Annotated in this window: 8 protein-coding genes, 1 tRNA gene, 1 rRNA gene and 1 other annotated feature; of the genes, 7 read left to right on the forward strand and 3 right to left on the reverse strand. The window is 42.5% G+C overall.

Features of this window, described 5'->3' with window-relative positions; all coding sequences use genetic code 11:
• The first annotated feature begins 4 nt into the window (after nt 1–4).
• Together tyrA and J6836_RS00300 are read left to right on the forward strand one after the other, a co-directional pair.
• A complete protein-coding gene (tyrA, locus tag J6836_RS00295) occupies nt 5–1126 on the forward strand; it encodes a bifunctional chorismate mutase/prephenate dehydrogenase (protein WP_219245954.1) in 1122 nt (373 codons plus the stop codon).
• 313 nt (nt 1127–1439) lie between these two features.
• Complete coding sequence (locus J6836_RS00300; protein ID WP_219245955.1) at nt 1440–3005, forward strand: methyl-accepting chemotaxis protein; 1566 nt, start codon at nt 1440–1442, stop codon at nt 3003–3005.
• 48 nt (nt 3006–3053) lie between these two features.
• Here the strand turns inward: J6836_RS00300 and pheA are convergent, their stop codons facing one another.
• The 3 genes from pheA to bamD all read right to left on the reverse strand — a co-directional run bounded on the left by pheA (nt 3054) and on the right by bamD (nt 5922).
• Nucleotides 3054–4226, reverse strand: a complete 1173-nt coding sequence (gene pheA, locus J6836_RS00305; protein ID WP_219245956.1) for a bifunctional chorismate mutase/prephenate dehydratase — start codon at nt 4224–4226, stop codon at nt 3054–3056.
• A 25-nt stretch (nt 4227–4251) separates the two neighbouring features.
• Nucleotides 4252–4370, reverse strand: a sequence feature (Phe leader region).
• Between the two features lie 141 nt (nt 4371–4511).
• A complete protein-coding gene (gene raiA, locus J6836_RS00310) occupies nt 4512–4841 on the reverse strand; it encodes a ribosome-associated translation inhibitor RaiA (RefSeq protein WP_206084780.1) in 330 nt (109 codons plus the stop codon).
• Between the two features lie 349 nt (nt 4842–5190).
• On the reverse strand, nt 5191–5922 hold the full coding sequence (gene bamD, locus J6836_RS00315; RefSeq protein WP_219249321.1) for an outer membrane protein assembly factor BamD: 732 nt from the start codon (nt 5920–5922) through the stop codon (nt 5191–5193).
• 137 nt (nt 5923–6059) lie between these two features.
• Between bamD and rluD the strand changes: the two genes are divergently transcribed.
• The 5 genes from rluD (at nt 6060) to J6836_RS00340 (ending at nt 12764) form a co-directional block, all read left to right on the forward strand.
• Nucleotides 6060–7037: a 23S rRNA pseudouridine(1911/1915/1917) synthase RluD gene (gene rluD, locus J6836_RS00320; protein ID WP_219245957.1), complete on the forward strand. Its 978-nt coding sequence runs from the start codon at nt 6060–6062 to the stop codon at nt 7035–7037.
• Nucleotides 7037–7771, forward strand: a complete 735-nt coding sequence (gene yfiH, locus J6836_RS00325) for a purine nucleoside phosphorylase YfiH (RefSeq protein ID WP_219245958.1) — start codon at nt 7037–7039, stop codon at nt 7769–7771. Before rluD ends, yfiH begins: the two co-directional genes overlap by 1 nt.
• A gap of 124 nt (nt 7772–7895) precedes the next feature.
• The gene (gene clpB, locus J6836_RS00330) at nt 7896–10469 is read left to right on the forward strand and encodes an ATP-dependent chaperone ClpB (RefSeq protein WP_219245959.1); all 2574 of its coding nucleotides are present in this window, start codon (nt 7896–7898) and stop codon (nt 10467–10469) included.
• Nucleotides 10470–11015: 546 nt separating this feature from the next.
• Nucleotides 11016–12556: ribosomal RNA gene (locus J6836_RS00335) — 16S ribosomal RNA — on the forward strand.
• A gap of 132 nt (nt 12557–12688) precedes the next feature.
• A tRNA-Glu gene (locus tag J6836_RS00340) sits at nt 12689–12764 on the forward strand.
• The last annotated feature ends 87 nt before the right edge of the window (nt 12765–12851 follow it).

Raw genomic sequence — 12851 nt, forward strand, 5'->3', positions numbered from 1 at the left:
TAGTATGTCTGTTGAGTTATCCCATTTACGGGACCAAATTGATGCGGTTGATAAATCCTTATTGGATTTATTAGCCAAAAGGTTGCAACTTGTGGCGGAAGTTGGCGAAGTCAAAAGCTTACACGGGTTGCCAATTTATGTACCTGAGCGCGAGTCGAGCATGTTAGCCGCTCGGCGCGCTGAAGCAGAACGCATGGGGATCCCGCCTGATCTGATTGAAGATATATTGCGTCGGATCATGCGTGAATCTTACGCACGTGAAAATGACAAAGGTTTCAAGACTCTTAACCCGAATGCTGGCCCAATTGTTATCGTGGGCGGTGATGGGAAGATGGGGCGGTTATTCCATCGCCTTCTGACGTTGTCTGGTTATCAGGTAAAAACGCTGAATCAACATGATTGGCCGCAGGCTGAATCCATTGTTGCGGGTGCTAGTGTGGTGATGGTTAGCGTACCTATCCATTTAACCGTTCAGGTGATTAACCAACTGCCAAAATTGGATAAAGGCACTATTTTGATGGATATTGCGTCTATCAAACAACAGCCATTAGAGGCTATGTTAGCCGTACATGAAGGGCCTGTTTTGGGGCTTCACCCGATGTTTGGGCCTGATATTGGCAGCGTAGCAAAACAAGTTTTTGCTTATTGCAATGGTCGTGGCGCGGAGTCTTATCAATGGTTCCTTGAACAGTTATTAGTTTGGGGGGCGCGTTTGAAAGAAATTTCAGCGCAAGAGCACGATAAAAACATGAGTTTTATCCAAGCGTTACGCCACTTTACGACCTTTACTTATGGGCAAAACTTGGCAAAAGAGGATATTGATTTACAGCAGCTTCTTGAGCTGTCATCACCCATCTACCGTTTAGAACTGGCGATGGTGGGGCGGTTATTTGCTCAAGACCCTCAGTTGTATGCAGATATCATCATGTCTTCGGATAAAAACGTAGAATTAATTCGCCGCTATCATCAGCTTTTAGGGCAGTCCATAGAAATGCTTGAAAAGAAAGATAAAGCTGAATTTATTCGTCAATTTAATCAAGTTAGTCAATGGTTCGGCGAAGATGCCCACCATTTTATGAAAGAAAGCCAATCATTGTTACAACGTGCCAACGATAATCGCAAGTAATCATCCCCGCCTTCTATTGTGTCGTTTGCAGTAGAGGGCTTTTTTACTGTTAATATTTTGTTATTTCAGGTAATCTCTCTTTTTCGAACATCTAATTTCGATATTTTATTTTAAATACGTAATTTTACTTATATCCTGTACTTTTGATTAAAAAGCCTCCTTCCTTGCCTAAATAAGCGATCTTTCCCTATTTAATTACAAATTAATCGATTTATAAAATTGATAATTTAAAATCGATCGATTTATATGATAAAGGTATGACGTATTTTACCGATAACACTACTCATTCAACGATGGCTAGCGTGGTAAATATATGTCTTTTAAAAATCTCAAAATTAGTATGAAGTTAACGATAGCATTTGGGGGATTTGTTACGCTTATTATCCTGAGCTCACTCTTTTCTTTGGCCAATATGAACCGAGCCAATGATGGGATGAAACAAGTTCTGTATGAAAGTTACCCTATTGCCTCAACAGCAGGGCAGATGATGGATAACTTTTATTCATTTATTGGTATTCAAGAATTGATTTTACTTGATGACCGAGGGAGCGATAAGCGGCGTGAAGAGTTAGCCAAAATTACATTAAAAATTAATGAATTGATGGAGAGCTTAGAACAAAATGTCACGGACGATCGCTCAAAAGAGGTACTTTCTGAATTGCGGATTATCCGTCAACAATTCCATTCGTCAATTGCGCGTATTAATACATTCCTTTCAGAAAATAATCGCCAAGCAGCCATTGATGAAATGATGGCAAAAACATCGAGTATTCAGCGGGATTATCGAGACCACATCCAAACATTAATGGCTATTCAAGATCTAGAAATGCAGGACATTGGTCGTACCGTTAATGCCGATTATGAGAGCAATAAAATTTTACTGGCAATTCTCTCAGTGATCAGCATTGCTGCGGGTTGTGTGATGGGGTGGTTTATCACCATGATGATCACTCGCCCACTCGAAAGTGCTGTTGGCTTGGCGCAATCTATTGCCAATGGAGATTTAACGAAAGAGGTTAAAGTAGATTCAAAAGATGAAACGGGTATTTTATTGAATGCACTGAATGACATGAAAGGCCAGTTAGTTGAAATTGTCCAAGAGGTGCAAAAAGGCTCTGAAAGCATTTCCGCAGCAGCAGGGCAAATCGTAGCCGGTAACCAGAACTTAGCTGCACGTACTGAAGAGCAAGCAGCCTCGGTTGAAGAGACAGCAAGTTCTATGGAACAAATTACGTCAACCGTAAAAAACACCACTGAGCATACTCATGAAGCCAGTATGTTAGCGGAACAAGCGGCAGTGGTTGTGCAAAACAATGGTCAGATGATGAACCAATTGACTAATAAAATGCGCGCCATTAATGCATCATCATTACAAATGACCGACATTATTAATTTAATCGACTCGATTGCATTCCAAACTAATATTTTGGCACTAAATGCTTCGGTTGAAGCAGCAAGAGCAGGTGAACATGGTCGCGGTTTTGCGGTGGTTGCCGGTGAAGTGCGCTTATTAGCACAAAAAAGTGCGGCATCAGCCAATGATATCAAGGGGCTGATTGAGAACTCTTCATCGCAAACCAAAGAAGGCATGGAACTCGTTGAGAAAGCCACTGAACAAATTCATGGCATGATTGATAGTGTAAAAGAAATGAACGCGTTACTGCAAGAAATTGGTCAGGCAAGCCAAGAAGAAAGCGACGGAATTTCACAAATTAATAGTGCAGTGGGGCAATTAGATTTAACGACACAACAAAATGCCAGCTTAGTTGAAGAATCGGTTGTGGCAGCTGATTCATTAAATGAGCAAGCATTCCACTTGAAAAAACTCGTGAATTACTTCCGCGTTAATTCTAACTATCAGTCAGAAACGACAATGTAACCTTGATTAAAGGCTGCTTTTTTATTTAAGCAGCCTTTTTACGTTTAATTATGGTGTTACTTTTTCAGGTTCAACGGGAACAATATTTTCAGATGGGTAGCAGCCTAACACTTTTATTGAACGTGTAATTGCAGAAAGTTCTTTAAGTGCTTGTTGCAGATTATCTGAACGTAAGTTTGCGTGAACATCGATATAAAACATCTCTTCCCAAGGTTTGCCATTAATTGGACGAGACTCCAATTTGCTCATAATTATCTTATTATTTTTTAAAATAACTAATGCATCAACCAATGCCCCTGCTTGCTGGCCTGTGGTGATTAATAGCGTGGTTTTAGCAGGAACTTGTTCAGTCACTTCAATAGATTGCGGTGCAACCACAATAAAGCGGGTCATATTGATTTGTTGGTTCGCTAAATTGTGCTCAACAACGTGTAAGTTATATAACGCTCCGCCTGCTTCACTACCAAGAGCAGCCACATTGGAGGTATTTTGCTCAGCAACCATTTGCATTGCAGTTGATGTACTATCGCAATATTTTATTTTCCACTGTGGGAACTGGGCTAAATATTGACTGCATTGTTGGAAAGGTTGAGGGTGGCTATAAACTGTATCAATGAGGCTTAAATCAGTATTACCTGTGGTGAGCAAACAATGGTTAATAGGTAAACGGATTTCTCCCACAATAGAGAGCGATGTATTTTGCAGTAAATCGTAAACATCATTAATTGCCCCTGAACTGGTATTTTCAATCGGTAAAATACCGTACTCTGCTTGCCCACTTTCAACTAATGAAAAAATATCTTGGAATTTATTACAGCTACATTCGACAAGTTGATCAAAATGACGAGCAGAATATTGGCGCGCTGCGATATGTGAATAAGAACCTTTGGGGCCTAAAAAAGCAAAACGGGCAGTGTCACTCGGCGTTAAATTTAAGTGCTTTTGTAAAATCGCTTGTTGGGTTAATACCGAGTCTTCGATGATCATCTGAAATAAGCGAGTAATATAAAAACCATCAAGGCCAAGTGGCTTGCCTTTATTAATAAGAACATCCAAAAGCTGGCGTTCGCGGTCTTTATCACGAATAGGGCGGTTGTCATCAATTTTTGTTTCTGCAACTTCTGCTGCAAACCCACGGCGTTTTGCCAAAAGGTTTAGGAGCTCACTATCTAACTGGCTTATTTTTTCTCGTACTTTCAGTAAATTAGTGCTGTTTTCCATCCTGCCCACCCTGTAATGTCGTGATATAAAAAAAGCCCCCTAGTTGGGGGCTTTCTAATTTTGTCTTCTTTTCTTTCTCGAACGACAAAAGCCCCTAATTAGGAGTTGCTAAAGAAGAAAAAGAAAACAAAATTACGTTTCATGTGAATACCTTTAAATAGACTTGATTTAAATAAACCCGATACGCCATAAGAAGTCAATAAAAAAGAATCATAAACATAAAAAACGCGCCTATTGCAGGCGCGTTTTACAAAGTTTCAAGATAAGTTGATAGATAATATAAAATTATAACGTAACGAGGTTCGCTTCTTTTACACTATTGTTGGCTCTTCTTGATTCTCCTTTATGTTGCACTTTATTGAGTTGTCTTTCGAGTTTGTTGATCAGTTCATTTATTGCAACGTACATATCTTCATGTTTGGCGCTAGCAACTAATTTACCTGTCGCTGTTTTGATATTTGCATCAACCATGAAACCTTGTGGCTCTTTTGATAAAACAATGTGTGTATTTATCAGGGAAACCTGCCACTTATCCAATTTTGTTAGACGGCTGTCAATGTGTTCACGAATAGCTGGGGTAATATCCATTTGTTTGCTAGTTATGTTCACTATCATAGTGTTACCTCTCATTGTTTCCGTCTTTGATGAATTCAGAATACGCGTTATCAGTAATAAAAAATTGATGTAGATCACATCTAATTCAGGGGGAATACAACTCACATCCGAAGTGTGATTTTGTATAAAAAAAGGAAGGAAAAGCATTGCCAAAATGAATGGATTAGGGGAAACTGATTAAGTTGACTATCGGTACGGTTAATAGTCGGATCTTTTTTTGGGCTAAAATTTAGCTAATCTAAAAGATTGATTAATCAAGATAAACGCGTGAGAAAACACGGTAACTTTGGTAGCCAATCAGACAAACAAAAACAGCAGCCAAGGCTGCTGTTTTAGATCAAACTCGATATTATTGTGGGTTTGCAACAATAATACTTTCGGCTTTATTTGCTTCTTGATTTAAACCCATTTGTTTATACGCAATTTCCATGTATGGCAAGGCATTACGTGTTGCTTCAGTGTCTGGGTAATCTTTCAGCATTTGTTCTGTGCGATTAACAACCGCGACATAAGCACCCCGTTTGTTGTAATATTCAATCACAGAAAGGTCGAATTTTGCCAAACGTTCTTTTAAGTAGACTAAGCGCTTGCTAGCGTCATTTGCATACATACTGTTAGGATAGTAGCGAACCAGCTGGCTTAAGTCTTTAAATGCGACGCGAGCGTGTTGAGGGTCTCTATCTGAACGGTCGATACCAAACAAGCCTTGCAGTAAACTATCGTCCAAGGCCATAGCGGTTAAACCGCGCATGTAAAGGACATAGTCAATATTTGGATGAGTCGGGTTTAAACGCATGAAACGGTCAATCGCGGCTATCGCCATTGGCAGCTCAGCTGATTTATAATAGGCGTAAATTAGGTCTAATTGAACTTGTTGGGCGTATGGGCCAAACGGATAACGGTTATCAAGGGCTTCAAACTGTTTGATGGCAGCTTTAAAGTTACCGTCCTGTAGTTTTTGCTGACCCGTTGCATAGATTTCAGCTGCGGAACTATCAGGGCTGACTTCAGGGTTGCTGGAGCACCCAGCTAAAACCAGGCTCAACGTGGCTGCAGCCACCAGATTTTTCATACGTATCATCACGTGTAGGTTATCCTCTGAGTGTTTCGAGGGAGTCTATCCATAAGGCTCCCGGCAAAATTCGAGTTACAATAGCATATATTTTAAATGAAACGGCAGCGCCGTCAAAATACAAACACCAAAAAGTAGATTAATTTATGGCTCAACAAGTACAACTTAGTGCAACTATCGCTGAATCACAGCTCGGTCAACGTTTAGATCAGGCTTTGGCCGAATTGTTCCCTGATTATTCACGTTCACGTATAAAAGAGTGGATTTTAGATGATAGAGTGCAGGTTAATGGCAAAGTTATCAATAAGCCAAAGGAAAAAGTTTTAGGTAGTGAACAAATTTTAATCGACGCCCTTATTGAAGAAGATAATCGTTGGGAGCCTCAAGATATTCCACTTAACGTTATTTATGAAGACGAAGATATCCTAATTATCAATAAACCGCGTGGATTAGTCGTGCATCCGGGTGCCGGCAACCCAGACGGAACAATCTTAAATGCTTTATTATACCGCTATCCAGAAATTGTTGATGTTCCAAGAGCGGGGATTGTTCACCGTCTTGATAAAGACACGACAGGGCTAATGGTGGTCGCAAAAACGGTTCCAGCACAAACGCATTTAGTGGAGTCTTTACAGTTAAGAGAAATCACGCGTGAGTATGAAGCGGTTGCCGTAGGTCGCATGACTGCGGGTGGTATGGTTGAAGAGCCAATTTCTCGCCACCCAACGAAAAGAACTCACATGGCAGTGCACCCAATGGGTAAACCTGCGGTCACACACTACCGTATCATGGAGCATTTTAGAGCACATACGCGTTTACGTTTGCGTTTAGAAACGGGCAGAACGCACCAAATTCGTGTTCACATGGCACATATCAACCATCCATTAATTGGCGATCAATTATACGGTGGCCGTCCTCGCCCATTGAAAGGCGCCACGGAAGAGTTTTTAGAAGTGATGCGTAATTTCGATAGGCAAGCACTGCATGCAACAATGCTGCGCTTGTATCACCCAATTTCAGGCATTCAAATGGAGTGGCATGCTCCGTTACCTGATGATATGGTTAAGCTTATTGAAGCCTTAAAGGCAGACACTGAACTTCATAAAGACAATATGGATTGGTAATGAGCACACTGATTTTCCCTGATTGGCCACAGCCTAAAAGCGTATCAAGTTGTAGCACAACCCGTGCGGGTGGTGTGAGCCTGCCACCTTTTGACAGCTTGAATCTTGGCGACCATGTTGACGATCGCCCTGAAGCCGTCAGTGAAAATCGCCAACGTCTTGTCGAACTTGCTCAATTGCCACAACAACCGGTGTGGCTTGAGCAAGTTCACGGTACGCATGTTCTTCATCTTGATGGCAGTGAAATCAAAAACAAACAAGCGGATGCGGTATATAGCAACCAAGTAGGGCAAGTTTGTGCCATCATGACGGCGGATTGCTTGCCAGTTTTATTTTGTAATCAAGATGGAACAGAAGTTGCAGCGGCTCACGCAGGGTGGCGGGGGCTATGCAATGGCGTACTTGAAAATACCGTTCGTCAATTTATCAGCCCTGCCAATGAAATAATGGCATGGCTCGGACCTGCGATTGGTGCAAAAAAATTTGAAGTGGGTGCTGAAGTTAAACAGGCGTTTGTTAATCAATCATCTGATTTGGCTTCTGCTTTTACACCTCATAATGATAAGTACCTTGCTGATATCTATTTATTAGCTCGTAAAAAGCTTAATGCAGTAGGGATTAATGCCATTTATGGGGGCGATTTTTGCACGGTAAGTGATGAAAACAGATTTTTTTCCTACCGACGGGCGGGTAAAACGGGAAGAATGGCTTCCTTGGTATGGGTAAATAACTAGCGTTTGGAGTTTTACTCTAAATTAACAGATATAACAAAAATTATTCAATGCAAAACTTGAATATTTAAAAATAGACCTCATCTAGTATCCAGTAGCAAATTTAATCTCATTTATCGGAGGTGTTATGCGTCTGGACCGTTTAACTAATAAATTCCAGCAAGCTCTCGCTGACGCCCAATCTTTAGCCCTTGGGCGCGAAAACCAATTTATCGAACCTATTCATCTATTAAGTGCCTTATTTAATCAAGAAGGTGGCACTGTTCGTCCTTTGCTGACGACACTTGGCGTTAATGCCGTGCAATTTAAGCAAAAGATTGAAGATGCATTAGGGCGTTTGCCTCAAGTGCAAGGTGTGGCGGGAGACGTTCAACCATCAAGTGACTTAATGCGTCACTTAAACTTATGTGATCAATTGGCACAAAAGCATGGAGATGACTTTATCTCCTCTGAATTATTTCTTATCGCCGCTTTAGAAGCCAATACAACATTAGCAGACATGCTCAAAGCAGCAGGTGTTAATAAAGATAATTTAAAAAAGGCAATAGAACAGATGCGTGGTGGAGAAAAAGTGAATGACCAAAGCGCTGAAGACCAGCGCCAAGCCTTGAAAAAATATACTGTAGACTTAACTGAACGCGCAGAACAAGGCAAATTAGACCCAGTGATTGGTCGTGACGAAGAAATTCGTCGTACCATCCAAGTATTACAACGTCGTACAAAAAACAACCCAGTGCTGATCGGTGAGCCAGGTGTAGGTAAAACGGCAATTGTTGAAGGGTTGGCACAACGTATTGTCAATGGTGAAATTCCTGAAGGACTGAAAAATAAACGCGTTTTATCCCTCGATATGGGCGCCTTGATTGCAGGGGCGAAATATCGTGGTGAATTTGAAGAACGTTTGAAAGCTGTCTTGAATGACCTTGCAAAACAAGAAGGTAACGTCATTCTCTTTATTGACGAGCTGCATACCATGGTGGGTGCAGGTAAAGCCGATGGTGCAATGGATGCGGGAAATATGTTAAAACCTGCCCTTGCCCGCGGTGAATTGCACTGTGTTGGTGCGACGACGTTAGATGAGTACCGTCAATATATAGAAAAAGACCCTGCGTTAGAGCGTCGTTTCCAAAAAGTTTATGTCGCAGAGCCTTCAGTTGAAGACACGATTGCAATTTTACGTGGTTTAAAAGAGCGTTATGAGCTCCATCACCACGTACAAATTACTGACCCTGCGATTGTCGCCGCAGCAACATTATCGCATCGTTATATTACTGATCGTATGCTGCCAGACAAAGCTATCGACTTAATTGATGAGGCGGGTGCAAGCCTGCGTATGCAAATGGATTCAAAACCTGAATCCTTAGATAGATTAGAACGTCGTATTATTCAGCTGAAACTTGAACAGCAAGCCCTGAAAAAAGAATCGGACGATGCGAGTAAAAAACGTCTTGAAATGTTGGAAGAAGAACTAATAGAGAAAGAACGTGAATACTCTGCATTAGAAGAAGAATGGAAAGCGGAAAAAGCTTCGTTAACAGGTACTCAGCATATTAAAGCTGAGCTGGAAAACACGCGTATTGAAATGGAAAAAGCTCGCCGTATGGGTGATTTAGCCAAAATGTCTGAATTACAGTATGGCCGTATTCCAGAGTTAGAAAAACAACTTGAAGCCGCAACCAAAGCGGAAGGTAAAAGCATGAAGCTTTTACGTAACAAGGTGACTGATGTTGAAATCGCTGAAATTTTGGCGCGCTGGACAGGTATTCCTGTTTCAAGAATGCTTGAAAGCGAGAGAGAGAAACTGTTACGTATGGAACAGCAACTCCATCAACGTGTGATTGGTCAAGACGAAGCAGTTGTCGCAGTATCGAACGCAATTCGCCGTAGCCGCGCAGGGTTGTCTGATCCAAATCGACCGATTGGTTCCTTTATGTTCTTAGGGCCAACAGGGGTCGGTAAAACCGAGTTATGTAAAGCGTTGGCGAATTTTATGTTCGACAGTGATGATGCAATGGTACGTATCGACATGTCCGAATTTATGGAAAAACATGCGGTATCACGTTTAGTGGGTGCACCTCCGGGGTATGTTGGTTATGAAGAAGGTGGGTACCTCACCGAAGCTATCAGACGTCGTCCATATTCAGTCATTTTGTTAGATGAAGTTGAAAAAGCACACCCTGATGTTTTTAACATCTTATTGCAAGTGTTAGATGATGGACGTTTAACGGATGGTCAAGGTCGTACTGTGGATTTCCGTAATACCGTCATCATCATGACGTCTAACTTGGGTTCTGATTTAATCCAAGAAAGATTTGGCATGATTGGTTACTCAGAAATGAAAGATATGGTGATGGAAGTGGTATCTCATAGTTTCAGACCTGAGTTCATTAACCGTATTGATGAAGTGGTTGTGTTCCACCCATTAGGTAAAGAACAAATTACGAATATTGCGAATATTCAATTGGCGCGTTTGTATAAACGTCTTGAAGAGCACGGTTATGAAGTTACAGCAACACCAGCAGCACTTGAGAAAATTGGTGAAGCAGGTTTTGACCCAATCTTTGGTGCAAGGCCGTTGAAACGTGCTATTCAACAAGAAATTGAAAATCCGCTGGCACAAGAAATCTTATCTGGTCGGTTACTTCCAGGTAAACCCGTTGTTTTAGATGTCGAAAACAATGAAATCGTAGCAAAACAGTAATCAATGAAAGTAATTTAGTTCATTGATTCAGTAGCAAAACCTAAAGGCGGCACTCAATATGCCGCCTTTTTCTTATCAAATTGACGAAAAAATAGCAGATATTGGTCTAAAATTGGGCGTAAAGTGCAAAAGGTAATCAATTGAAAATTATTTTCAAAAAAACACTTGCCAGATTTTTCTGACTCCCTATAATGCGCATCCACTGACCGGGAACAAGACAACGCAAAGCGCGATGAACACTGAAACGGCAGCGAGAGATTCTGAAAAGAAAAAGCAAAAAATCGCTTGACTCTCGATGAGGAAAACGTATTATACGTCACCTCGCGACAACGACCTTGAAGTCGAAAATCGAAAGATTAAGTCGCAACGCTCTTTAACAATTTATCAGACAATCTGTGTGGGCACTCACAGGACACTATCAAAAAAATATTTGATTTTAAGTCTTGAAGAGTGACTAACACGTTAATTCATATATATGAACTAATAGGTAATATGTTTTCGCAAGAAGACATACGACAGTAAACATTCTTTGAGCATCAAGCTTTTTAATTGAAGAGTTTGATCATGGCTCAGATTGAACGCTGGCGGCAGGCCTAACACATGCAAGTCGAGCGGTAACAGGGGAAGCTTGCTTCTCGCTGACGAGCGGCGGACGGGTGAGTAATGTATGGGGATCTGCCCGATAGAGGGGGATAACTACTGGAAACGGTGGCTAATACCGCATAATCTCTCAGGAGCAAAGCAGGGGAACTTCGGTCCTTGCGCTATCGGATGAACCCATATGGGATTAGCTAGTAGGTGAGGTAATGGCTCACCTAGGCGACGATCCCTAGCTGGTCTGAGAGGATGATCAGCCACACTGGGACTGAGACACGGCCCAGACTCCTACGGGAGGCAGCAGTGGGGAATATTGCACAATGGGCGCAAGCCTGATGCAGCCATGCCGCGTGTATGAAGAAGGCCCTAGGGTTGTAAAGTACTTTCAGTCGGGAGGAAGGCGTTGATGCTAATATCATCAACGATTGACGTTACCGACAGAAGAAGCACCGGCTAACTCCGTGCCAGCAGCCGCGGTAATACGGAGGGTGCAAGCGTTAATCGGAATTACTGGGCGTAAAGCGCACGCAGGCGGTTAATTAAGTTAGATGTGAAATCCCCGGGCTTAACCTGGGAATGGCATCTAAAACTGGTTAGCTAGAGTCTTGTAGAGGGGGGTAGAATTCCATGTGTAGCGGTGAAATGCGTAGAGATGTGGAGGAATACCGGTGGCGAAGGCGGCCCCCTGGACAAAGACTGACGCTCAGGTGCGAAAGCGTGGGGAGCAAACAGGATTAGATACCCTGGTAGTCCACGCTGTAAACGATGTCGATTTGAAGGTTGTTCCCTTGAGGAGTGGCTTTCGGAGCTAACGCGTTAAATCGACCGCCTGGGGAGTACGGCCGCAAGGTTAAAACTCAAATGAATTGACGGGGGCCCGCACAAGCGGTGGAGCATGTGGTTTAATTCGATGCAACGCGAAGAACCTTACCTACTCTTGACATCCAGAGAATTTAGCAGAGATGCTTTAGTGCCTTCGGGAACTCTGAGACAGGTGCTGCATGGCTGTCGTCAGCTCGTGTTGTGAAATGTTGGGTTAAGTCCCGCAACGAGCGCAACCCTTATCCTTTGTTGCCAGCACGTCATGGTGGGAACTCAAAGGAGACTGCCGGTGATAAACCGGAGGAAGGTGGGGATGACGTCAAGTCATCATGGCCCTTACGAGTAGGGCTACACACGTGCTACAATGGCGTATACAAAGAGAAGCGACCTCGCGAGAGCAAGCGGAACTCATAAAGTACGTCGTAGTCCGGATTGGAGTCTGCAACTCGACTCCATGAAGTCGGAATCGCTAGTAATCGTAGATCAGAATGCTACGGTGAATACGTTCCCGGGCCTTGTACACACCGCCCGTCACACCATGGGAGTGGGTTGCAAAAGAAGTAGGTAGCTTAACCTTCGGGAGGGCGCTTACCACTTTGTGATTCATGACTGGGGTGAAGTCGTAACAAGGTAACCGTAGGGGAACCTGCGGTTGGATCACCTCCTTACCATTGAAGTGTTTTTGTGAAGTGCTCACACAGATTGTCTGATAGAAAGTAGAGCAATAGGCTATACGTGGGAGACTTATTCGAGAGAATAGGACTTACATGAGATACCGCATGTTTTGTGCAATATCTTGTGTCCCCTTCGTCTAGAGGCCTAGGACACCGCCCTTTCACGGCGGTAACAGGGGTTCGAATCCCCTAGGGGACGCCAATTGCGCCGATATCGAGTGAAAGACGATGTCCCCAATAATGATTAAGCCAATTATGTAAATAGTTGGTTTAACAATTATGCTCTTTA

Source organism: Providencia sp. R33 (assembly GCF_019343475.1).
GTDB lineage: Bacteria > Pseudomonadota > Gammaproteobacteria > Enterobacterales > Enterobacteriaceae > Providencia.